This window comes from Streptomyces sp. P9-2, assembly GCF_051903975.1.
Classification (GTDB): domain Bacteria; phylum Actinomycetota; class Actinomycetes; order Streptomycetales; family Streptomycetaceae; genus Streptomyces; species Streptomyces cellulosae.
This window is the reverse complement of sequence record NZ_CP192633.1, coordinates 712,063-734,649: the sequence shown is the minus strand read 5'-3', so window position 1 is coordinate 734,649 and position 22,587 is coordinate 712,063. Positions and strand designations below refer to the sequence as shown.

At 73.2% G+C, this 22,587-nt stretch carries 16 protein-coding genes; 11 read left to right on the top strand and 5 right to left on the bottom strand.

The window, feature by feature from the left end:
- Positions 1 to 3: 3 nt before the first annotated feature.
- The 3 genes from ACQY0Z_RS03315 to ACQY0Z_RS03305 form a co-directional block, all read right to left on the bottom strand.
- Positions 4 to 711, bottom strand: a complete 708-nt coding sequence (locus ACQY0Z_RS03315; protein WP_189898808.1) for an ester cyclase — start codon at positions 709 to 711, stop codon at positions 4 to 6.
- Positions 712 to 795: 84 nt separating this feature from the next.
- The gene (locus ACQY0Z_RS03310; protein WP_189898806.1) at positions 796 to 1,569 is read right to left on the bottom strand and encodes an SDR family NAD(P)-dependent oxidoreductase; all 774 of its coding nucleotides are present in this window, start codon (positions 1,567 to 1,569) and stop codon (positions 796 to 798) included.
- A gap of 86 nt (positions 1,570 to 1,655) precedes the next feature.
- Positions 1,656 to 2,336: an MOSC domain-containing protein gene (locus ACQY0Z_RS03305; RefSeq protein WP_381731000.1), complete on the bottom strand. Its 681-nt coding sequence runs from the start codon at positions 2,334 to 2,336 to the stop codon at positions 1,656 to 1,658.
- Between the two features lie 92 nt (positions 2,337 to 2,428).
- Between ACQY0Z_RS03305 and ACQY0Z_RS03300 the strand changes: the two genes are divergently transcribed.
- Positions 2,429 to 3,325, top strand: a complete 897-nt coding sequence (locus ACQY0Z_RS03300) for a LysR family transcriptional regulator (RefSeq protein WP_439811812.1) — start codon at positions 2,429 to 2,431, stop codon at positions 3,323 to 3,325.
- Positions 3,326 to 3,439: 114 nt separating this feature from the next.
- On the opposite strand, the gene ACQY0Z_RS03295 is transcribed toward ACQY0Z_RS03300, so the two are convergent.
- Positions 3,440 to 3,772, bottom strand: coding sequence for a WhiB family transcriptional regulator (locus ACQY0Z_RS03295; protein ID WP_006130727.1), 333 nt, complete (start codon positions 3,770 to 3,772; stop codon positions 3,440 to 3,442).
- Between the two features lie 380 nt (positions 3,773 to 4,152).
- Here ACQY0Z_RS03295 and ACQY0Z_RS03290 point away from each other — a divergent pair, with 380 nt between their 5' ends.
- The 4 genes from ACQY0Z_RS03290 (at position 4,153) to ACQY0Z_RS03275 (ending at position 8,814) form a co-directional block, all read left to right on the top strand.
- On the top strand, positions 4,153 to 4,764 hold the full coding sequence (locus ACQY0Z_RS03290) for a response regulator transcription factor (RefSeq protein WP_003948568.1): 612 nt from the start codon (positions 4,153 to 4,155) through the stop codon (positions 4,762 to 4,764).
- 523 nt (positions 4,765 to 5,287) lie between these two features.
- Entirely contained in the window at positions 5,288 to 5,875 is a 588-nt protein-coding gene (locus ACQY0Z_RS03285; protein WP_006130726.1) for a sigma-70 family RNA polymerase sigma factor, read from the top strand.
- 182 nt (positions 5,876 to 6,057) lie between these two features.
- Positions 6,058 to 7,563 carry an IMP dehydrogenase gene (gene guaB, locus ACQY0Z_RS03280; RefSeq protein WP_189898802.1) on the top strand — a complete coding sequence of 502 codons (1,506 nt, stop codon included), beginning with the start codon at positions 6,058 to 6,060 and terminating at the stop codon, positions 7,561 to 7,563.
- Positions 7,564 to 7,689: 126 nt separating this feature from the next.
- Positions 7,690 to 8,814 (top strand): GuaB3 family IMP dehydrogenase-related protein, encoded by a 1,125-nt coding sequence (locus tag ACQY0Z_RS03275; RefSeq protein WP_019527920.1) that lies wholly within the window; start codon positions 7,690 to 7,692, stop codon positions 8,812 to 8,814.
- A 436-nt stretch (positions 8,815 to 9,250) separates the two neighbouring features.
- On the opposite strand, the gene ACQY0Z_RS03270 is transcribed toward ACQY0Z_RS03275, so the two are convergent.
- Complete coding sequence (locus ACQY0Z_RS03270) at positions 9,251 to 10,459, bottom strand: nucleotide sugar dehydrogenase (RefSeq protein ID WP_019527919.1); 1,209 nt, start codon at positions 10,457 to 10,459, stop codon at positions 9,251 to 9,253.
- 418 nt (positions 10,460 to 10,877) lie between these two features.
- Between ACQY0Z_RS03270 and ACQY0Z_RS03265 the strand changes: the two genes are divergently transcribed.
- The 6 genes from ACQY0Z_RS03265 (at position 10,878) to ACQY0Z_RS03240 (ending at position 22,579) form a co-directional block, all read left to right on the top strand.
- Positions 10,878 to 12,584 (top strand): glycerol-3-phosphate dehydrogenase/oxidase, encoded by a 1,707-nt coding sequence (locus ACQY0Z_RS03265; protein WP_189898801.1) that lies wholly within the window; start codon positions 10,878 to 10,880, stop codon positions 12,582 to 12,584.
- A 362-nt stretch (positions 12,585 to 12,946) separates the two neighbouring features.
- Positions 12,947 to 14,932, top strand: coding sequence for a serine/threonine-protein kinase (locus ACQY0Z_RS03260; protein WP_439813344.1), 1,986 nt, complete (start codon positions 12,947 to 12,949; stop codon positions 14,930 to 14,932).
- A 152-nt stretch (positions 14,933 to 15,084) separates the two neighbouring features.
- Complete coding sequence (locus ACQY0Z_RS03255; RefSeq protein WP_347224787.1) at positions 15,085 to 17,529, top strand: protein kinase domain-containing protein; 2,445 nt, start codon at positions 15,085 to 15,087, stop codon at positions 17,527 to 17,529.
- A gap of 148 nt (positions 17,530 to 17,677) precedes the next feature.
- Positions 17,678 to 19,318: a serine/threonine-protein kinase gene (locus ACQY0Z_RS03250; protein WP_254585328.1), complete on the top strand. Its 1,641-nt coding sequence runs from the start codon at positions 17,678 to 17,680 to the stop codon at positions 19,316 to 19,318.
- An 83-nt stretch (positions 19,319 to 19,401) separates the two neighbouring features.
- Positions 19,402 to 20,703: a serine/threonine-protein kinase gene (locus ACQY0Z_RS03245; RefSeq protein WP_347224785.1), complete on the top strand. Its 1,302-nt coding sequence runs from the start codon at positions 19,402 to 19,404 to the stop codon at positions 20,701 to 20,703.
- A 100-nt stretch (positions 20,704 to 20,803) separates the two neighbouring features.
- Complete coding sequence (locus ACQY0Z_RS03240; protein ID WP_254585326.1) at positions 20,804 to 22,579, top strand: serine/threonine-protein kinase; 1,776 nt, start codon at positions 20,804 to 20,806, stop codon at positions 22,577 to 22,579.
- Positions 22,580 to 22,587: the final 8 nt, after the last annotated feature.

Here is a 22,587-nt window from a genome sequence, read left to right as displayed (position 1 = left end):
AGCTCACAGCTCCGGCGCCTCCAGCACCCCCAGCTGCCCCAGCAACCCCAGCCGGTCGTACTCCCACCACCCCTCCGCGATCTTCCCGGCAGGGCTGAAGCGGAGGACTGTCATTCCGGTCATCGTGGCCCGCTGGCCCGTGGCCGGGACGCCGAGGAAGTCGCCTTTGTGGATGCCCTCCCAGCTCCAGCGGGTGCACACCCGGTCGCCCTGCGCCACGCGGTCCTCCACGCGGAACCTGAAGTCGAAACCGGCGCGCCACGTGTCCAGCTCGCGGGTCAGCGCCTTCAGGCCGACGACGTCCTCCTCGTTCTTCGGGTCGTGGTCGTGGTAGTCCTCCTCGACCAGGCCCTCCAGCGGGGACAGGTCGTAGGAGGCGGTCACGACCTCGAAGAAGCGGCGGGCCGTGTCCGCGTTCAGCCGCGCGTCGCGCACCACGTCCAGGTCGGTGAAGGTCGGCGTCCCCTCGCACAGGGCGCTCATCTCCCGGAAGATCCGGTCGGTCTCCGGCAGCTTCGAGTTCCGCATCGCCTCCTCGTACGAGGGGAACTCCACGATCTCCACCAGGTGCGACGTGTCGCCGCGGTCCCTGCCGACCACGGCGTGCGTCGCCGTCCGCCTCCCCCTGGTCTGCTCCACCCACTGGTCCATGAGCCGGTCCAGTTCCTCGAACCGGGTGGTCCTGCAGTCGATGAGCTGTACGAAGGTCATCACGTCACCTCCGGCACCTGGCCAGGGCTGGCTGGTCGTGTCACGCCCCATTGTCCTCCGGGGCGCGGCCCGCGTCCCGGCGTGTCAGCGGGGCCCGTACTTGCGGCCGGTCCTGGAGGAGATGCCGCCCAGCAGGTTCCGCGGGACCAGCTTCGACGCGCCCATCAGCACCTTGTACCGCGGGTCCGGGACGGACAGCGACTTGCCCCGGGCCAGGTCCGCCAGAGCCGTCGCAGCGACCTTGTCCGCGTCCAGCCACATCCACCGCGGGATGTTGTCCGTGCCCATGCCGGCCCGCTCGTGGAACTCGGTGCGCACGAAGCCGGGGCACAGCGCCATCAGCCGTACGCCGTGACCGGCCAGGTCCTGCGCCGCGCCCTGCGTGAACTGCACGACCCACGCCTTCGACGCCCCGTACGTCCCGCGCGGCACGAACGCCGCGGTCGAGGCGACGTTCACGACTCCGCCGCGTCCGCGCTCCCGCATCGCCTCCACGGCCGCCGACGTCAGCCGCAGCACGGCCTCGCAGTGGACCTTGAGCATCGTCAGCTCGTCGGACATGGGGACCTCGAGGTAGCGGCCCTTGTGCCCGAACCCGGCATTGTTGATCAGCAGGTCGACCGGGTTGCGGCGGTCGGCGAGCCGGCGCTCCACCGCCTCGATGCCCTTGTCCTCGGACAGGTCGGCGGTCAGCACCTCCGCCTCGATGCCGTGGCGGTCGTGCAGCTCGGTCGCCTGTTCCCGCAGCCGGGCGGTGTCCCGGGCCACGAGCACCAGGTCGTGGCCGTCGGCCGCCAGCCGCCGCGCGAACGCGGCACCGATCCCCGCCGTCGATCCCGTAATCAGAGCCGTTGTCATGGCGCAAGAGTAGTGACACGGAGCGGAGCCGTCCGCTCTGCGGTCCGGGCCGCCACCGGTCCTCCAGGACACACGCCGACGTACGGTCAGACCTCCACGCCCGCGCCCGACTTCTCCACATGCTCCCGCGCCTTCCGCAGCGCCTCCGGGTGCAGCGCGTCCCCCGCCGCCAGCAGCCGGGGAAGCAGTTCCCGCTCCGTCGTCACCGCCCGGAACTGGAGGGCCACCGTCACGTCGTGGTCCGGCCGGTGCACGACGCGTACGGCGTCCCCCGCGCGCACCTCGCCCGGCGTGATCACCCGCAGGTACGCCCCCGGCGCCGCCCGCTCCGTGAACCGCCTGACCCAGCCGTCCTCACCCAGATGGCCCTGGAAGGTGCGGCAGGGGATACGCCCGGACGTGACCTCCAGGACCACCTCGGGTCCCACGGCCCAGCGCTCGCCGATCAGCGCGCCGGAGACGTCGACGCCCAGGGTGGTGAGGTTCTCGCCGAACGAACCGGCGGGCAGCGTGCGCCCCAGCACGCGTTCCCACTCGTCGAGGTCCTCGCGGGCCACCGCGTACACCGCCTGGTCGTCCCCGCCGTGGTGCCGCGTCTCGCACACCGCGTCCCCCGCCAGTCCGCTCCCGCCGATGCCCTTCGCGCCGGGCGCCGACACCCGCACCGGCCCCTCCACCGGACGCTTGTCGATACCGGTCAGGCCGTCGCGCTGACTGGTGTAGGGGACGGGCTTGGGGCGGCCCAGGTTCACAGACAGAAGCTTCATGCGGTGCACGGTAAGGCATGTACATCAAAGCGTCGACGTAATAATCCGCGGTTGATCAAAGGCGAGCTTATTCCTGTGCGTATCCTGGCGGGGTGATCGAAGCCCGCCACCTCCGCGTGCTGCGCGCCGTGGCCTCCACCGGTTCCTTCTCCGCCGCCGCCCGCGAACTGGGGTGCACCCAGCCCGCCGTCAGCCAGCAGATGAAGGCCCTGGAGGCGTCCGTCGGCACGCCGCTGCTCATCCGCACCGGCCGCGAGATGCGGCTGACGCAGGCCGGCGAGGCGCTGGTGCGGCACGCGGCGGGCATCCTCGCCGGGCTCACCGCCGCCGAGGAGGAGGTCGCGGCCATCGCGGGCCTGCGCGCGGGACGGGTGCGGCTGGTGTCGTTCCCCAGCGGCAGCTCCACGCTCGTGCCGACCGCCCTCGCCGCCCTGCGCGACGCCCACCCCGGCACCCGCGTCTCCCTGGAGGAGGCCGAGCCGCCCCGCTCCGTGCGGATGCTCCGCGACGGCGACTGCGACGTGGCCCTCGCCTTCCGCTACGAGGGCGCCGCCGACGCGGAGGAGTGGGAGGACCTGGTGGTGCGGCCGCTGCTGTCGGACCGGCTGGTCGGGCTCGTGCCGGAACGACACCGGCTGGCCCGCGCGGGGTCCGTCGCCATCGGTGACCTCGCGCGGGAGCCGTGGATCGCGGGCTGCCCGCGCTGCCGGGGCCAGCTCGTCGAGGTGTGCGAGACGGCGGGTTTCACCCCGCGCATCGACTTCGCGACCGACGACTACCCGGCGGTCGCCGGTCTGGTCGGCGCGGGACTCGGAGTCGCGGTCCTGCCGCAGCTCGCGCTGGAGTCGCTGCGGCCGCGCGGCGTACGCACCGTGGACCTGGTGCCCGCCGTACGGCGGGAGATCGTCGCGCTCACCCTGCCGGACCTCGCCCAGGTCCCCGCGGTCACCGCGACGCTGGAGAAGCTGACGGCGGCCGCCGCCAGGTGAGGTAAGCCGCCTGATCCGTCCCGGCCGCCTGACGGCGCCGAGTGGTCAGCGGGCGGCTGACTGGGCGAGGGCACGCGTGCGTGCCCTGGGGTTCCTTTCCGGAGAAACGTTCCTTCAGGTGTTCGAGGCGGTGGCGTGTCCGCCGGCGCCCGACGCCGACACCAGCCGGTTGCGCGCCCGCCCCATCAGTTCTTCGCGCTCGTCCTCGGTCAGGCCGCCCCACACGCCGTACGGCTCGCGCACCGCCAGCGCGTGCGCGGCGCACTCGGCGCGTACCGGGCACCTCATGCAGACCTCCTTGGCCGAGTTCTCACGTGCGCTGCGGGCGGCGCCCCGTTCACCCTCCGGGTGGAAGAAGAGCGAGCTGTCCACCCCGCGGCAGGCAGCCAGGAGCTGCCAGTCCCACAGGTCCGCGTTCGGTCCGGGAAGGCGGGAGAAATCTGCCATTGCGTGACCCCTTGTAGCCGTTACTGGGCGGATCCGGTGTCCACGACCGTACAACTACGATCAAAGGAGATGAAAATATGACTCATTGCGAATCTAGCTCCGGACACCATCAAAGGGGAAGAAAAGGGGCTGAATGGGGCATGGGTTGTGATGAAAGTTCGGCGGTACGTCGCGCATGTCTCCACCGTGAACGCCTCCTCACGTAGAGTGCCGAAGATGGCAGACGGCCCCGTAACTCTTTCGAGTGACCGTCGTTGAGAGTGCGAGGCGGTTGAAGGAACAAGCGCTCGGGCGGGCGTCCGAGACGGTCGACCGCAAGGTGACGATTTCGTACCAGCCTGGAGGCTCAAGGTGACGCGCATCAGCTGCGGAGGGCGGCCATGACTTCCGTCCTCGTCTGCGACGACTCCCCGCTTGCCCGAGAGGCGCTCCGCCGCGCGGTCGCGACCGTGCCCGGCGTCGAGCGCGTGACGACGGCGGCCAACGGCGAGGAAGTCCTCCGCCGCTGGGGCGCCGACCGCTCGGACCTGATCCTGATGGACGTGCGCATGCCCGGTCTGGGCGGCGTCGAGACAGTACGGCGGCTGCTCTCCGCCGACCCCGGGGCACGCATCATCATGCTCACGGTCGCCGAGGATCTCGACGGCGTCGCCCTCGCGGTGGCCGCCGGCGCCCGCGGCTATCTGCACAAGGACGCCTCCCGCGCGGAGCTGCGCGCCACGGTCACGCAGGCGCTCGCCGACCCGACCTGGCGGCTCGCCCCGCGCCGGCTGCGCTCGGCCGAGATGGGCGCGGCGCCCACGCTCACCGCGCGTGAGATCCAGGTGCTGGAGGGGATGAGCCACGGCCGCTCCAACGCGGAGATCGGCCGCGAGCTGTTCCTCTCCGAGGACACGGTGAAGACCCACGCGCGCCGTCTCTTCAAGAAGCTCGGCGCCTCGGACCGGGCTCACGCGGTGGCGCTCGGGTTCCGGTGGGGCCTGGTGCGGTAGGCCGCCCTGTCCTCAGGACCGGGCCGGCCGGGGCACGGGGCGCCGTAGCGGCGCGGGGTCCGGGTGCGTGCCCGGGCCCGGGTCCGGCACGCGTCGGCCTGACGGGACGCGGTGGTCGGTTCCCTTCAGCGCTGAGGCGTCGGCCGTGCGTATTTTTCGTACGGACATCCGTGTCTCCTTCGGACGGCCGCGGCCCCGGTCCTCGTGACGTTCCGCATGGCCGCACGCCGTGCCGGCGTCGGCGAACCCCGGGCGCGGGCCCCGTACACGCGGGCCCGCCAAGGACTGCCCGCGTGGGCCGGCGCACAGGCGGGACGTGGTGTTCGCCGCCGTCGGGAGGGACCCACTGCTCGTTTCGCGGCGGATGCCGCATCCTTGAGGTGTGGAGTTCCTCGGGGACGAGTCGGTCGAGCGGAAGGGGAGGGCGCAAGGGATGACTTCCGGCGCACCTGCTCATAACGCTTCGGTGCACAACCAAGGACACGGTGCTACGGACCCCGCGTCCGCAGGGCACCATGGACCGATGCGCGACGACGAGGCGGGCACGGCCCAGGGGGCGATCGGTGCGCTCGTCCACCGCGCGGTCGACGGAGACGAGCAGGCCACGCACGATCTGCTCGCCCATGTCCACCCCCTCGCCCTGCGCTACTGCCGCACCCGTCTCTCCCGCCTGCCGGGCGACGCCCGGCACTTCGTCGAGGACCTCGCCCAGGAAGTCTGCGTGGCGGTGCTGCTCGCGCTGCCCCGCTACAAGGACACCGGCCGGCCCTTCGAGGCGTTCATCTTCGCGATCGCCTCCCACAAGGTCGCCGACCTCCAGCGCGCCGCCATGCGGCACCCCGGTTCGACCGCCGTGCCGTCCGACGAGATGCCGGAGCGGCCCGACGACTCGCTCGGCCCGGAGGAGCGCGCCCTGCTCAGCAGCGACGCGGAGTGGGCCAAGAAACTGCTGGCCAGCCTGCCCGAGAACCAGCGCGAGCTGATCCTTCTGCGTATCGCCGTGGGGCTCACCGCCGAGGAGACCGGTCAGATGTTGGGAATGTCACCCGGCGCGGTCCGGGTGGCCCAGCACCGCGCGCTGAGCCGGCTGCGGGCCCTGGCGGAGCAGTAACGCCCGTCCCCGCACCGCCTCTTCGCACGCGCGCGGGCGCATCAGTCACACATGAACGGACGATCAGCCGTTCCCGTACGAACATACGAAGCCGGGGACCGTGCGGAACCGTGGAATGAGACACCCACGCTTCCCGTTAGCATGGACATCCGCACCGATCAAGGCCATTTGGGGAAGGTGTCATGACTGCCAACGTCGACGGAGTGCCCGGAAAATTCGCGACACTCGGGCTGACCTACGACGACGTGCTGCTGCTGCCGGGCCCGTCGGACATGGCACCCGACGAGATCGACACCGCCTCGTACGTCTCCAAGAACGTGCGGGTGAACATCCCGCTGCTGTCCGCCGCCATGGACAAGGTGACCGAGTCCCGCATGGCCATCGCGATGGCCCGCCAGGGCGGCGTCGGCGTGCTGCACCGCAACCTGTCCATCGAGGACCAGGCCAACCAGGTCGACCTGGTGAAGCGGTCCGAGTCGGGCATGGTCACCGACCCCATCACGATCCACCCGGACGCCACGCTCGCCGAGGCCGACGCGCTCTGCGCGAAGTTCCGCATCAGCGGCGTCCCGGTGACCGACGGCAACAAGAAGCTGCTGGGCATCGTCACCAACCGTGACATGGCCTTCGAGACCGACCGCTCCCGTCAGGTGCGCGAGGTCATGACGCCGATGCCGCTGGTGACCGGCAAGGTCGGCATCTCCGGCCCGGACGCCGTGGAGCTGCTGCGCCGTCACAAGATCGAGAAGCTTCCGCTGGTCGACGACGCCGGCGTCCTCAAGGGCCTCATCACGGTCAAGGACTTCGTCAAGGCCGAGAAGTACCCGAACGCCGCCAAGGACGGCGAGGGCCGTCTGCTGGTCGGCGCCGCGGTCGGCGTCGCCGGTGACGCGTTCGAGCGCGCCCAGGCGCTGATCGAGGCGGGCGTCGACTTCATCGTCGTCGACACCGCGCACGGCCACTCCCGGCTGGTCGGCGACATGGTCGCCAAGATCAAGTCGAACTCCTCCGGCGTGGACGTGATCGGCGGCAACATCGCCACCCGTGACGGCGCCAAGGCGCTCGTCGACGCGGGCTGCGACGGCATCAAGGTCGGCGTCGGCCCCGGCTCCATCTGCACCACGCGTGTCGTCGCCGGCGTGGGCGTCCCGCAGGTCACGGCGATCTACGAGGCCGCGCTGGCCGCCAAGGAGGCCGGCGTGCCGGTCATCGGCGACGGCGGTCTGCAGTACTCCGGCGACATCGCCAAGGCGCTCGTCGCGGGCGCCGACACGGTGATGCTCGGCTCGCTGCTCGCGGGCTGCGAGGAGTCGCCGGGCGAGCTGCTGTTCATCAACGGCAAGCAGTTCAAGTCGTACCGCGGCATGGGCTCGCTGGGCGCCATGCAGACCCGCGGCGACCGCAAGTCCTTCTCCAAGGACCGCTATTTCCAGGAGGGCGTCGCCTCCGACGAGCAGCTGGTGCCCGAGGGCATCGAGGGTCAGGTGCCCTACCGCGGCCCGCTGTCGTCCGTCGTCCACCAGCTCGTCGGCGGTCTGCGCCAGTCGATGTTCTACGTCGGCGGCCGCACCGTCCCCGAGCTCCAGGCCAACGGCCGCTTCGTCCGGATCACCTCGGCGGGCCTCAAGGAGAGCCACCCGCACGACATCCAGATGACGGTCGAGGCACCGAACTACAGCCGCCAGTAGCGGCGGGCTTCCCGAGGGCGGCTCCGGACCACCGGGGCCGCCCTCGCTTGGCGTCCGGGGCGGTGGGCGCCGCGGCCGTCGGGGATACTGGAAGGCGCTGCAACGCAACAGGGAAAGGCCACAGACGTGACTGAGATCGAGATCGGGCGCGGCAAGCGCGGCCGCCGGGCGTACGCCTTCGACGACATCGCGGTCGTCCCCAGCCGCCGTACGCGGGACCCGAAGGAGGTCTCGATCGCCTGGCAGATCGACGCCTACCGCTTCGAGCTGCCGTTCCTGGCCGCTCCCATGGACTCGGTCGTCTCCCCGGCCACCGCGATCCGCATCGGCGAGCTCGGCGGCCTCGGCGTGCTGAACCTCGAGGGCCTGTGGACCCGCTACGAGGACCCGCAGCCGCTGCTCGACGAGATCGTGGGCCTGCCCGACGAGGCGGCCACCCGCCGCCTCCAGGAGATCTACGCCGCTCCGATCAAGGAGGAGCTGATCGGGCAGCGCATCAAGGAGGTGCGGGACTCCGGCGTCGTCACCGCCGCCGCGCTCTCCCCGCAGCGCACCGCCCAGTTCTCCAAGGCCGTCGTCGACGCGGGCGTGGACATCTTCGTCATCCGCGGCACCACGGTGTCCGCGGAGCACGTCTCCGGCTCGCACGAGCCGCTGAACCTGAAGCAGTTCATCTACGAGCTGGACGTCCCGGTGATCGTCGGCGGCTGTGCCACCTACACCGCCGCGCTGCACCTGATGCGCACCGGTGCGGCCGGTGTGCTGGTCGGCTTCGGCGGCGGCGCCGCGCACACCACGCGCAACGTGCTGGGCATCCAGGTGCCGATGGCCACTGCGGTCGCCGACGTGGCCGCCGCCCGCCGCGACTACATGGACGAGTCCGGCGGCCGCTACGTGCACGTCATCGCGGACGGCGGCGTCGGCTGGTCCGGCGACTTGCCCAAGGCGATCGCCTGCGGCGCGGACTCCGTGATGATGGGCTCCCCGCTGGCCCGCGCCACCGACGCGCCGGGGCGCGGCCACCACTGGGGCATGGAGGCCGTCAACGAGGAGCTGCCGCGCGGCAAGAAGGTCGACCTCGGCACGGTGGGCACGCTGGAGGAGATCCTCACCGGCCCGTCCCACACCCCCGACGGCTCCATGAACCTCTTCGGCGCCCTCCGACGCGCGATGGCCACCACGGGCTACAGCGAGCTGAAGGAATTCCAGCGGGTCGAGGTGACGGTGGCGGACTCGCAGCACCGCCGGTAGCCGCTGGGCGGGTTTCCGTACTGCACGGAAAGGGGTCGGTCACCTGAACGGGTGACCGGCCCCTTTCGTGTGTCCAACGGCGCGCTTCCAACGGACCTGGTCCGTACCCCGCCCTCGGGCCCGGCCCGATTCCGACGGACCGTCCACCGGGCTACCGGGCGGTGTCGTGCAAGGGGGCGCCCATGGGACGCCACCGCAGGCCCACCCGCTGGGACCGGATCCGTCCGTGGACGGTGAAGTGCCGGAGGAGGTGGATCTTGCGGCTTTTCGGATGGTGAGCGGCCGCCCCCACGAGAACTAGGGGCGGACACCCGTGAATCATCCAGGAGCCTGCCGCAGTAGCCGCTGCGGTGGGCTCCACCTGTGTGCCACCGTACCCGCGACGTCCCGCCCACCAGCAGCCTCCGGGACACGGAAGCCTGTCGCGCGCCCCTTCTCACAACCGGTGCGCCGCCCCCGTAGGTGTCGCGCCGCGGGTGTCCAGGAGGAGCTGGGCCTTCACCGAGAGGCCTTGGAGGTCGTACGTGCGGTGTTGCTGGAGGAGGATCGTGAGGTCGGCGTCGGCGGCGGCCTCGTAGAGGGAGTCGGCGCGGGGGACGGGGCGGTCCAGGACGTTCCAGGACGGGACGTGCGGGTCGTGGTAGCTGACCGAGGCGCCCAGTTCCATCAGGCGGACCGCGATCTCCTGCGCGGGGCTGCCCTGGAGGTCGGCGAGGTCGGCCTTGTAGGTGACCCCGAGGAGCAGCACGCGCGCGCCCCGTGCCGATTTGCCGTGCTCGTTGAGCAGGGCGGCGGCGCGCTGCACGACGTAGCGGGGCATGCGGCCGTTGACCTCCTGGGCCAGTTCCGCCATGCGCAGGGTGCGGCCGGCGTGCGCGGTGAGGTCCTGGGGGACGGTGTGGCCGCCGACGCCGGGTCCGGGGCGGAAGGCGAGGAAGCCGAAGGGCTTGGTCTCGGCGCAGCGCAGCACGTCCCACAGGTCGATGCCCAGGTCGTGGCAGAGGGCGGCCATCTCGTTGACCAGGGCGATGTTGACGTGCCGGAAGTTGGTCTCCAGCAGCTGCACCGTCTCGGCCTCGCGGGGGCCGCGGGCGCGGACCACCTTGTCGGTGATGCGGCCGTAGAAGGCCGCCGCCGACTCGGTGCAGGCGGGGGTGAGGCCGCCGATGACCTTCGGGGTGTTGGCGGGGGTGAAGTCGCGGTTGCCGGGGTCGACGCGGCTGGGGCAGTGGGCGAGGTGGAAGTCGCGGCCCGCGCGCAGACCGGACCCTGACTCCAGCAGCCGCAGCAGGGGGCCCTCCGTGGTGCCGGGCGGCACGGGGGACTCCAGGATCACGGTGGTGTGCGGGCGGAGCTGCGCGGCGAGGGTGCGGGCGGCCGCCTCGACCTGGCCGAGGTCGAGCCCTCCGTCGGCGGCGGGCGCGGTGGGGGCGCAGATCACGGCGGTACGCACCCGGCCCAGCTCGGCCGCGCTGGTGGTGACCCGGAAGCCCTGCGCGAGCATGCGCCGCTGCTCGGCGGGGCTGAGGGAACCGGGCTCGGGGCCGGTCCGGTATCCGACGGTGGGGATGCCGGCGGCGACGGCGGCCTGGGCCAGGGGCAGTCCGAACGGGCCGAGTCCGATGACGGCGAGATCTGCGGGCATGGCGTGGACCGTCCTTCCCAATAGCCGGAGTGCGACAGGTGCGCAAGCGCTGAGGACTGGACAGGCGAGCGCAATGTCAGACTAGGAGTAAATATGACCGATATGTGGGATTGATCCGCTGGTTTTCGGTGAGTCGTCCTGCGGGTCGCCCAGTGGTGTCCGAGGCGCGGTGTCCGGCGGTGTCCGCGGCGGGGTGCCTGGCGGTGTCCGCGGCGGGGTGCCTGGCGGTGTCTGCGGCGCGGTGTCCGGTGCGGGTACGGGCGCGAGGTTGTCCACAGCCTGTGACCCGTGGTTGTCCACAGGCTGAGGCCGCGTGTGGCTGAAGTCGGGCAACCCGGTCAGAATCTGGGCATGAGGGTGGGAGACCGGGCTTCGCCCGACGGGTGTGGCCGATGCGACCGACGAGCGGGAGGCAGCGGTGAGGACAGCGACACTGGGGCCGGCGCGGCGCGCCGAATCACTGGCGTCCATGGCGGAGCGCGAGCTGGACGTGCTGGTGCTGGGCGGCGGAGTGGTCGGCGCGGGCACGGCGCTCGACGCGGTGACACGCGGCCTGTCCACCGGACTGGTCGAGGCGCGTGACTGGGCGTCGGGCACCTCCAGCCGCTCCAGCAAGCTGATCCACGGCGGCCTGCGCTATCTCGAGATGCTGGACTTCGACCTCGTCCGCGAGGCGTTGAAGGAACGAGGGCTGCTCCTGGAGAAGCTCGCCCCGCACCTCGTGCGTCCGGTGCCGTTCCTCTACCCGCTGCAGCACAAGGGCTGGGAGCGGCTCTACGCCGGGACGGGCGTCGCGCTCTACGACGCCATGGCGATGACCCACGGCCACGGACGGGGCCTCCCCGTGCACCGCCACCTGAGCCGCCGTCACGCCCTGCGTGTCGCGCCCTGCTTGAAGAAGGACGCGCTGGTCGGCGCCCTGCAGTACTACGACGCCCAGGTGGACGACGCACGGTTCGTCCTCAACCTCGTGCGCACGGCGGCGGCGTACGGCGCCTTGACGGCCAACGGCACCCGCGTCACCGGCTTCCTGCGCGAGGGCGAGCGGGTCGTCGGCGCCCGCGTGCAGGACGTGGAGGGCGGCGGCGAGTACGAGATCCGCGCCAAGCAGGTGGTCAACGCGACCGGGGTGTGGACCGACGACACCCAGGCGATGGTCGGCGAGCGCGGCCAGATCCACGTGCGGGCCTCCAAGGGCATCCACCTGGTCGTGCCCAAGGACCGCATCCACTCGAGCACCGGGCTGATCCTGCGCACGGAGAGGTCCGTGCTGTTCGTCATCCCCTGGGGCCGGCACTGGATCGTCGGCACCACCGACACGGCATGGGATCTCGACAAGGCGCACCCGGCCGCGTCCAGCGCCGACATCGACTACCTGCTGGAGCACGTGAACTCCGTCCTCGCGGTGCCGCTCACCCGGGACGACGTGGAGGGGGTGTACGCGGGCCTGCGCCCGCTGCTCGCCGGCGAGTCGGACGCCACGAGCAAGCTGTCCCGTGAGCACACGGTCGCCCACCCGGTCCCCGGCCTGGTCGTGGTCGCGGGCGGCAAGTTCACGACGTACCGGGTGATGGCCAAGGACGCCGTGGACGCCGCGGTTCACGGGCTCGACCTGCGCGTGGCGGACTGCGTCACCGAGGAGACTCCCCTGGTGGGCGCCGAGGGCTACCACGCCCTGTGGAACGGCCGGGCCCGCACGGCCGCTCGCACCGGCCTCCACCCGGTCCGGGTGGAGCACCTGCTCCAGCGGTACGGGTCGCTCTCCGAGGAGGTGCTGGACCTCGTCGCCTCCGACCCGTCCCTGGGCGAACCGCTGCGGGCCGCAGACGACTATCTGCGCGCCGAGGTCGTCTACGCCGCCTCGCACGAGGACGCGCGCCACCTGGAGGACGTCCTCACCCGGCGCACCCGCATATCCATCGAGACGTTCGACCGGGGCACGCGCAGCGCCCGCGAGGCCGCCGAGCTGATGGCGCCCGTGCTGGGCTGGGACAGCGACCAGATCGACCGCGAGGTGCAGTACTACGAGAAGCGGGTGGAGGCCGAGCGGGAGTCGCAGCGGCAGCCCGACGACCTGACGGCGGACGCGGCGCGGCTGGGGGCGCCGGACATCGTGCCGTTGTAACCCGCCCGGCGGCCCCCGGCCCGCCCGGTGGCCCCAGCGCGCCCGGTGGCCCCAGCCCGCCTGGCGGGTGCAACTCGGCCATGTGTGCGGCCGGTTCCGGGGTGGAGGCGGGCGGGGTCCGGCGCCCCCGTACTCCCTCCGACCTGGGCGACGGCGCGTCAGGGCCGCCCAATCCTGACCGAATCCGCACGCTTCGGATACCGGCTTTGTCGGGACCCGTCCGGCAGAGTGGAGCAACGCTTCGTCCCCCCGCCTGTCCGCCCGCCGTGTCCGGTGGGCGGACAGGGGCACCCTGGGCGTCGGGCGGTTGCCGGGTGAGGGACAATGAAGGCTCTGTCAGGGCGGGTTGCATGAGGGGACGCATGTCGGAGGCGGAGCGGGCGGGGACATCCCGTCAGGACAAGAGCGCACGTCTCCTCGCCGGGCGGTACCGGCTGGGAGATGTGCTCGGCCGCGGCGGCATGGGGACGGTGTGGCGGGCCGAGGACGAGACCCTCGGCCGTACGGTCGCCGTCAAGGAGCTCCGCTTCCCGGCGAACATCGACGAGGAGGAGAAGCGGCGGCTGATCACCCGGACGCTGCGCGAGGCCAAGGCGATCGCGCGGATCCGCAACACCAGCGCCGTGACCGTGTTCGACGTGGTCCAGGAGGACGACCGTCCCTGGATCGTCATGGAGCTCGTCGAGGGCAAGTCGCTCGCCGAGGTCATCCGGGAGGACGGCCTCCTCGAGCCGCGCCGCGCCGCCGAGGTCGGGCTCGCCGTCCTCGACGTGCTGCGGTCCGCGCACCGCGAGGGCATCCTGCACCGCGACGTCAAGCCGTCCAACGTGCTGATCGCCGACGACGGCCGTGTCGTCCTCACCGACTTCGGCATCGCCCAGGTCGAGGGCGACCCCTCCATCACCTCGACCGGCATGCTCGTCGGCGCCCCCTCGTACATCTCCCCGGAGCGCGCCCGCGGGCACAAGCCCGGTCCCGCCGCCGACCTGTGGTCGCTCGGCGGCCTGCTGTACGCGGCGGTCGAGGGCACCCCGCCGTACGACAAGGGCTCCGCGATCGCGACGCTCACGGCGGTGATGACCGAGCCGCTGGAGGAGCCGAAGAACGCCGGACCCCTGCGGGACGTCATCCACGGCCTGCTCAACAAGGATCCGGCCCAGCGGCTCGACGACCGTGCCGCGCGGGCCATGCTGACCGCCGTTCTCAGCGCGCCCGACACCAAGGCCGCCCACGGACAGCCGGCCGACGCCACCCGCGTCGTGCCGCTGCCCGAGCAGCCCGGCGGCACGCGGGACAGCGGCGCCAAGCGGGGTGAGGAGGCCGCGGAGAAGCTGCGCGGCGCGCTGCGCTCCGTGCGCAAGGCCGCCGTGGCGGCCGGTGCGGCCGGCACCGCCCGCGCCAAGTCGGGCACGTCCGCGTCCGCCTCGGCGACCCGCACCCCGGCCGCAGCGCGGTCCGCGACCACCGCGAGCCCCGCAGCCGGGGCGCCCGCAAGGACGCGTGACGCCAACGCGACCACCGGCGGCCGCAGTTCGGGCTGGCCCGTGATGACCCCGCCGGACCTGCCCGCCCGGCCCGCGCCGCGCGCGTCCATCACCGACGTGGTGCCGCGCCGCACGCTGGTCGTCATCGCGCTGGTCGTGGTGCTCGCCGTGATCGGCGTCGTCCTCGCCCTCACCCTCGGCGGCGACGACGAGGACGGCAAGGGCGCCCAGGGCGCCGGCGGCGGCTCGACCGTGGCGGAGAGCACCCCCAGCGCCGAGACCAGGAAGGACGACGAGGACGGCACCGGCACCGACGGCTCCGCCACCGAGTCCAACGGGACGGACGCGGGCACCGGATCCACCCCCAGCTCCACCGGCGGCACCGCGCCCGGCAGCTCCGCGGACGCCGGCGACGGCGGAGCGGGCAAGGCCCGGGCGGCCACGACGCACCGGGGCCGGCAGGGGTACTCGATCGGCCTGCCCGCCGGCTGGAAGTTCAAGTCGTCGGACGCGGCCGGCGACCGCTTCACCGGACCGAACGGCCAGAAGCTGCTCATCGGCTGGACCACCACGCCCAAGGACGACCCGGTCGCCGACTGGACGAACCAGGAGCGCTCCATGGTGCGTCCCCAGTACAAGCGCATACGGATCGCGGCGGTGGAGTACCGCGGCTGGAAGACGGCCGACTGGGAGTTCACCTACGTCGACGGCGGCGTCACGTACCGCTCGGTGGACCGGGGCACCGTCGTCAACGACGGTCTGGGGTACGGGCTGATGTACACGGCCAAGGCCGACGCGTGGGACGGCGCGCAGCGCAAGAACACGTGGCGGACGCTGACGGAGACGTTCCGCCCGAAGTCCTGATCCGCCCGGCCCGCGGATCGGGACTCCAGATGTGGCATCCCCTCTCTGCGGGTTGCCTCCGGCACGTATCGTGAGTGGTTGCGGACCGTACGGAGCGGGAACGGGCCGTCCGGGGAACGGAACTGACCGACCGTAGTGCCGGGGGAGGCAACGTGGACGACTATGCGGGACGGGTTCTCGCCGACCGCTACCGCCTGCCCCTGCCCCCCTCCGACGAGTACGAGCTGACCGAGAGCCGCGCCTTCGACACCTACAGCGGCCAGGAGGTGCTGGTCCGGCAGGTGCCGCTGCCGGAGGTCGTCGAGGCCGAGGTGCTGGACGCCGAGGGGCTGCCCGAGGGGTTCACCTCCCGGGACGGCGCGCGGCGCGGAAGGGGCGTGCCCGGCGGTGGCCGGGGCGCGGTGCGCCGGCCCGCCGACCCGGTCGTGCGGCGCGCGGTCGAGGCCGCGCAGGCCGCGGCGGCCCTGCCCGACCATCCGCGCCTGGACCAGGTCTTCGACGTGTTCGCGGAGGGCGGTTCGCTGTGGATCGTCAGCGAGTACGTCGCCGCGCGCCCGCTGGCCGCGCTGCTCGCCGAGAAGCCGCTGTCCCCGTACCGGGCCGCCGAGGTCGCCTCCGACGTGCTCACCGCGCTGCGGGTGCTGCACTCCCACGGCTGGGTCCACCGCAACGTCACCGCGCGCACGGTACTGGTCTGCGACGACGGCCGGGTGATGCTCACCGGCCTCGCGGTCGGCGCGGCCGAGGAGGCGCTGTGCGGCTACGACCCGGTGCCGCCCGCCGACGACGACGATGAACCGGAGCCGGGCGCGGCGCTCGAGGCGCTCGGCCCGGGCGCCGGAGTGGGGGGCGGACGCGGACCCGCCTGGCCGCCCGGGTTCACAGCCGACCCCGACCCGGACGCGGCCCGCCGCGCGGCCATCGAGGCCCGCGCCAAACGGCTCCCGGGCGGCGGAGGGACCGGCGGACCCGGCGACCTCTCACCCGTGGTGGCGCCCCGCGCCCTGGACAGCGCGGGCGACGTGAGGGCGGCGCGGGCCGGGGCCATCGCCGCCTACCGTGCCGGCGCCCGGGCCGCCGCCCGCGTCCAGGAGGCCCAGCAGGGCTCCCGCGCGCTGCCCGGCGCGCGGCCCGCCCCCGAGGAGGGCGCCGAGCAGCCGCCGCCGTCGCCCCCGGGGCAGATAGCCGACCCGTACGGGGTGGCCGCCTCCGGCTGGCACGGGGCCACGCCCCGCATCGGCGCCCAGGCGAGCGGCACACCCGAAACGGCCGCCCTCGAATCAGCGGCAACCCCCGCCGGCCGCTGGGACGAGCCCGCCCCGCACGCCCCCGCACGCCGGGGCCCCGCCACCGCGCTGGCCGCCGAGCGCGCCCGGCAGGCGCGGATGGCCGTCGTCGGGCCCGTCACCGAGCGCTGGGCGCCCGAGCAGGCAGGCCCCGTCCACGAGAACTGGCAGCTCGCGCCGCCCATCGGGCCCGTCACCGACCTGTGGGCGCTGGGAGCGCTCCTGTTCCGCGCCGTGCAGGGGCACGCCCCCTACCCGGAGGAGTCGACGGCCGAGCTGGTGCAGATGGTGTGCGCCGAGCCGCCCGCCTTCGCCGAGGAGTGCGGCCCGCTGCGCCCCGTCGTGGAGTCGCTGCTGCGCCAGGACCCCACCGAGCGGCCCGACTTCGAGGAGCTGCGCGGCTGGCTGCGGTCCCTGGTGCGTTCCGCGCCCGAGCCCGAGGCGGGCCTGAACGTCATAGCGGCCCCGCCGGTCGACGCGGGACGTCTGCCGGTCATACGGCGCCGGGGCGAACTCGTGCGCAGGCGCCGGGCCGGACTGCCCGCGCGGCACGGACGGCACAAGAAGGCCGCGCCGCGCGCCGGTTCACCGCGCCGCCTCGGCCGCACCCTGCTTCTGCTGGTGCTGCTCGCCATGGCGGCGGCGATCGCGTACGCGGTGCTGTTCATGCCGAAGGCGGATGAGAAGGCCACCGGGTCGCCCACCGCCGACCGTACGAGCGCCGCCGGAGGAGCCGCGCCGAGCCCTTCGGGGGACGCGCGCCCGGACAGCAACAGCTCCCCGAGCGGCGGCGACGGGCAGCAGAGCACGCCTGAGGAGTCGGCCGGCTCCACGGAGACGCAGACGACCGGTCCCGAGGTCGCCGACGGCTTCACGCTGCGCAAGGACCCCGAGGGCTTCGAGGTCGCCGTCGCCGAGGGCTGGCAGCGCACCGGCAAGAACGGCAGCGGCCAGGTCGTCTACTCCCAGGGCGACTTCGAGCTCATCGTGGTGCCCGGCCGCGACAGCGCCCAGCAGTTCGGCGGCGACCCGATGGCCTACCAGCGGGACGCCGAGCGTGAGCTGCAGCCGTACCGCGACTCCAGCTGGGCCACCTCCACCGGTCTGAAGACCATCGAGGTCGGCGGACGGGTCATGGCCGAGGGCCAGTTCACCTGGACCGGCGACCAGGGCGAGCTGTACGTGCGCAACCTCGCCGCGCTGATCGACGGCCGCTACCACGTGGTGCAGGTGCGCGGCCCGGCCGGCGAACGGGACGAGGTGACACGGCTCTACGAGCAGGCTGCCGCCACGTACCGGCACACCGGCTGACCACCGGCGCGGCCGTGAGGGGAGACGCGACGCGGGGGGCGCGACAAACCATCACAGTGCGGTCTCTCTGGCACCCCCTCGGTTCCCAGGACGGGCCGGGGTACCTACCCTGACCCTGTCAAGACCATTGCGGGGCAACGTGAATCAGATGCAGGGCTCGCTCGTCGCGGGCCGCTACCGGCTCGGTGAATCCATCGGGAGCGGTGGCATGGGCCGGGTGTGGCGCGCGCACGACGAGGTGCTGCACCGTTCCGTCGCCATCAAGGAACTCACCGCCGCGCTCTACGTCTCCGACAGCGAACAGGCCACCCTGCTGGCCCGCACCCGCGCGGAGGCGAGGGCCGCCGCGCGGATCAACCACTCGGCCGTCGTCACCGTGCACGACGTGCTGGAGCACGACGGCCGGCCGTGGATCGTCATGGAGCTGGTCGAGGGACGCTCGCTGGCCGACGCCGTCAAGGAGCAGGAGCGCGTCGAGCCCCGCGAGGCCGCCCGTATCGGCCTGTGGGTGCTGCGCGCCCTGCGCGCCGCGCACGCCGCCGGTGTCCTGCACCGCGACGTCAAGCCCGGCAACGTGCTGCTCGGCCGGGACGGGCGGGTGCTGCTCACCGACTTCGGCATCGCGCAGATAGACGGCGACGCGGCCATCACCCGCACCGGCGAGGTCGTCGGCTCCGTCGACTACCTGGCGCCCGAGCGGGTCCGCGGCCACGACCCCGGCCCCGCGTCCGACCTGTGGGCGCTCGGCGCCACCCTCTACACGGCGGTGGAGGGCATGTCGCCGTTCCGCCGTACCTCTCCGCTCACCACCATGCAGGCCGTCGTCGAGGAGGAGGCCGAGCCGCTCCGGCACGCCGGCCCGCTCGCGCCCGTCATCGGCGCGTTCCTCCGGAAGGATCCGGCCACCCGGCCCGACACCGCGACCGCCGAGCAGATGCTCGCCGAGGCCGCGGAGGGACGCCGGCCCCGCGCGGCGCAGGAGTACGTGCCCACCCAGGCCGTCGGCGCCCACGTCCCGCTGCCCCGCCAGGCAGGACCGCACCCCGGCGCGGGCGCACAGCCGTACCCGACCGGCACGCCGTCCCGCCCGCACAGCGGCTCCACGTCCGTGCAGTACGGGGCGCCGACCGTGCAGCGCCGCAGCTCGCGCCGGCGGACGGTCGCCCTGGTCGTCGCGCTGGCCGCGATCATCGGCGGGGGCACTGCGGTGGTGCTCCAGCAGCAGGACGACCGCGGCGGCGTCACGGCGACACCGACCAGGACCACCGAGCCCACGGGGACGCCCGGCGTGCCGGACGCGGAGGGGACCGACGACGGCGGCCTGCCCGAGGGGTGGGTGCGCCGCAGCGACCCCTTCGGCTTCACCGTCGTACTGCCCGGCGAGGACTGGGAGCGGGTGGTGTTCGACGAGGAGACCCAGCAGGTCGACTACACCCCCGACGACGGCAAGCACTTCCTGCGCATCGCCGCCGACGAAGCCCCGGACTACGACGACCCGTTCGACCACCTCAGCGACCTCGACCAGCAGGTCGGCGGGCGTCTCGTCGACTACGAGCAGATCGAGCTGAGACGCCTGACCTACCGCGACCGCGAGGCCGCGCGCCTGGAGTACAGCTGGACCGCGCTCGCCAAGGACACCGAGTTCCCCGGGCCGTACCGGGCGGTGGACCACATGTATCTCACGCGCGACGGCGTGGAGTACGCCCTCTACATGGCCGGGCCCGCCGAGGACTGGGACACGACCATGCAGCAGTTCGAGACGATCCTCAGAGGCTGGCGCGAGCCCTGACCGCCCCCGGCGTGCGCGGATGTGCGCCCGTTGGCCGAATCGCCGTACCGGAGCGGACACATCCGGTGGGGCATGATGGGCGCATGGTGACCGAGGGGGAGCCGGACAACGGGACCGACGGGGCCAACGCCCGCGTCGTGGCGGGACGTTACCGCCTGGAGGCACTGCTCGGGCGCGGCGGCATGGGCGTGGTGTGGCGGGCCACGGACCAACTGCTCGGCCGGGGCGTCGCGGTGAAGGAACTGCCCTACGACGACACGCTCACCGCCGCCGACGCCCGGCGGCAGCGCGAACGCACCCTGCGCGAGGCACGCGCCCTGGCCCAGCTCAGCCACCCGAACATCATCGTCGTGCACGACGTCGTCGAGGACGACGAACGCCCGTACATCGTCCTGGAGCTGATCGACGGTCCGTCCCTCGCCGACCGGATAGCGTCCGACGGCCCCGTGGACGCGGCGGAGGCCGCGCGGATCGGCGTCGACCTGCTGGGTGCGCTGCGCGCCGCGCACGCGGCCGGGGTGCTGCACCGCGATCTCAAGCCCGCCAACGTGCTGCTGGAGAACGGCACCGACCGGGTGCTGCTCACCGACTTCGGCATCGCGCAGATGCCCGGTTCGACCACGCTCACCGAGAGCGGGTCGTTCGTCGGCTCGCCCGAGTACACCGCGCCCGAGCGGATGTCGGGCGCGCGGACCGGGCCCGAGTCGGACCTGTGGTCGCTGGGCGCGCTGCTGTGCGAGGCGCTCAGCGGCGAGTCGCCGTTCCGCCGCGACTCGCTGAGCGGGATCCTGCACGCGGTGGTGGTCGACGAGATCCGGCCGCCCGCGCAGGCCGCTCCGGTCCTGCCCGTGGTGCGCGGCCTGCTGGAACGCGACCCGGACCGGCGGCTGGACGCCGACCGGGCCGAACGGATGCTGCGCGTCTTCCTCGCGACCGGCCGGACGCCCGAGACGGCCCCGCTCGACCTGCTCCCGGACCGCGAACCGCCGCGCCGCCGCAACCCGGTGTGGCGTGAGGTGCCGGAGACCGCCCCGCAGACCACGCCGGACGGCCGGTCCGTACGGCGACAGCCCACCCGGGGCGCGCTGGTGGCGGCGCTGGTGATCGCCGCGCTGGCCGGGGCGGGAGTGTCGGCGGGGGCGCTGCTGCTCCAGGACCGGGGCGGCGACGGGGGCGGCGGCACACCGAGCACGACGGCGCCCGAGACGCCGGTGACCGGGTCGACGCCCGGGCCGGTGCCGCCCGCGACCACCCCTCGGCGGCCGGCGCCCTCGCCGACGGGGGCCGGCGCCACCTCGCCCTCAGGGACCGATGACCCGACCACGCCCGTGGAAACCGGCAGTTCGGCCTCACCGGAGACCTCCGCCTCCTCCTCGGCCGCATAACCGTATGAAAACCGCATAAGTCCCGGCGTCGGTCACGGGTCTGTGACCGGTGGCCACCCGCTGTGGAACGGCGGCGGCCCGGCACGATATGCATGGACCCATGAGCAGTGACGGGGGAGCCCGCAACGGGGCCGACGAGCCGACCAGTTTTGGTCTGCAACCGCCCAGCCCGAACCCGCCGGCGGCCGTGCCGCACCCCGGCAATCCGTACGCGGCGCCGACCGTCGTGGTGCCGCCGCAGGGGGACGACCCGGCGCATGTGCACGGCCGGGCGCCGCACCCCGCGCCGGACGGCGCACGCGGACGGGACGGCGCACAGGGGAGCGGTTCTCCGCAGGCCGCGCCGACGGGCGGCCCGGCGCAGGCCGCTGCGTCCGCGCCCGACCCCGGAGCGGGACGCGTGATCGCCGGCCGCTACCGGCTGCTCGCCAAGCTCGGCCACGGCGGCATGGGCACCGTGTGGAGGGCCAAGGACGAGACGGTGGACCGCGAGGTCGCCGTCAAGGAGCCCAGGGTCTCCGACCACCTTCCCGAGCGTGAACGGGCCAACGTCTTCGAGCGGATGCGCCGCGAGGCCCGCGCCGCCGCCCGGCTCGACCACCCCGCCGTGGTCAACGTCCACGACGTCGCCGTGGTCGAGGGCAGGCCGTGGATCGTGATGGAGCTGGTCCAGGGCCGTTCGCTCGGCGCGGTGCTCCAGGAGGAGGGCACGCTCTCCGCCCGTGAGGCCGCCCGCGTCGGTCTGGAGGTGCTCGGCGCGCTGGAGGCCGCGCACGCGGCGGGCGTCCTGCACCGGGACGTCAAGCCGGACAACGTGCTGCTGGGCCGTCACGACCGGGTCGTGCTCACCGACTTCGGCATCGCCCAGATCGAGGGCGAGACCAACCTGACCGACACCGGCGGCTTCGTGGGCTCGCCCGAGTACATCGCCCCGGAGCGGGTGCTGGGCCGGCGTCCCGGCCCCGCCTCCGACCTGTGGTCGCTCGGCGTGGTGCTCTACACGGCGACGGAGGGTGTGTCGCCGTTCCGCCGCAGCAACACGCCCGCCACCCTCCAGTCCGTGCTCAACGCCACGCCGGCGCCGCCCGCCTCGGCGCAGGGCCCGCTGGCCGAGATCATCACCGCGCTGCTCCAGAAGGACCCGGCGCGCCGCCCGAACGCCGCCCAGGTCCGTGCCGCCCTGGAGGCCGCCGCGAACCCGCCGGTGCCGCAGCCCACCCAGATGGCCGCGCTGCCCGTGCCGGGGAGCGAGGGCGGTGTCCGCGTCGGCCGCAGGACGCTGCTGGGGCTGGGCGCGGCGGTGGTCGCGGCCGCCGTGGTGGTGGGCCTGGTGATCGCGGACCCGTTCGCGGGGCCGCTGCCCGACGGGTGGAAGACGCACGACCTCGGCGACCGGGTGGGCGTGTCCCTCGCGGTGCCGGAGGGCTTCGTGAAGGACAAGCCGGCCGAGGACTCCGACGGCACCGTCGCCTCCTTCACCGACCCGAGCGGCATGGTGCGGATCGAGACCGACCGCGACCTGAAGGCCGACGACAAGGACGACGAGATCTCGGCGTCCGCGTCCGAGCAGGCGTTCGCCCACTGGAACGAGCTGAAGGACGGCGAGTTCTCCTGGGGGATCGCCGACACCCCGGCGCCGAAGGGGCGGCCGAGGGAGACGACGTACAAGGAGCAGGACGCGGCGACGAACACGATCGTCTTCACGACGACCACCACGCCGCCGCTGGAGCGCGAGGCGCAGGTCCTGTACTACCGGAACAAGGACGGCGACATGTACCGGCTGTGGGTCGTCTACCCCGCGAAGGGCTACTTCGCCGAGGACGGCCGCGAGATCGCACGCACGGTCTTCGACGCCTACGACGTCCACAAGCGCTGACGCCCGCC

Excerpts from the sequence above, each read along its gene's own strand:
- guaB (WP_189898802.1), top strand. The coding sequence starts at position 6,058 with ATGACTGCCAACGTCGACGGAGTGCCCGGAAAATTCGCGACACTCGGG.
- ACQY0Z_RS03250 (WP_254585328.1), top strand. The coding sequence starts at position 17,678 with ATGCAGGGCTCGCTCGTCGCGGGCCGCTACCGGCTCGGTGAATCCATC.
- ACQY0Z_RS03270 (WP_019527919.1), bottom strand. The coding sequence starts at position 10,459 with ATGCCCGCAGATCTCGCCGTCATCGGACTCGGCCCGTTCGGACTGCCC.
- ACQY0Z_RS03260 (WP_439813344.1), top strand. The coding sequence starts at position 12,947 with ATGTCGGAGGCGGAGCGGGCGGGGACATCCCGTCAGGACAAGAGCGCA.
- ACQY0Z_RS03240 (WP_254585326.1), top strand. The coding sequence starts at position 20,804 with ATGAGCAGTGACGGGGGAGCCCGCAACGGGGCCGACGAGCCGACCAGT.
- ACQY0Z_RS03305 (WP_381731000.1), bottom strand. The coding sequence starts at position 2,336 with ATGAAGCTTCTGTCTGTGAACCTGGGCCGCCCCAAGCCCGTCCCCTAC.
- ACQY0Z_RS03290 (WP_003948568.1), top strand. The coding sequence starts at position 4,153 with ATGACTTCCGTCCTCGTCTGCGACGACTCCCCGCTTGCCCGAGAGGCG.
- ACQY0Z_RS03295 (WP_006130727.1), bottom strand. The coding sequence starts at position 3,772 with ATGGCAGATTTCTCCCGCCTTCCCGGACCGAACGCGGACCTGTGGGAC.
- ACQY0Z_RS03245 (WP_347224785.1), top strand. The coding sequence starts at position 19,402 with ATGGTGACCGAGGGGGAGCCGGACAACGGGACCGACGGGGCCAACGCC.
- ACQY0Z_RS03310 (WP_189898806.1), bottom strand. The coding sequence starts at position 1,569 with ATGACAACGGCTCTGATTACGGGATCGACGGCGGGGATCGGTGCCGCG.
- ACQY0Z_RS03285 (WP_006130726.1), top strand. The coding sequence starts at position 5,288 with ATGCGCGACGACGAGGCGGGCACGGCCCAGGGGGCGATCGGTGCGCTC.
- ACQY0Z_RS03315 (WP_189898808.1), bottom strand. The coding sequence starts at position 711 with ATGACCTTCGTACAGCTCATCGACTGCAGGACCACCCGGTTCGAGGAA.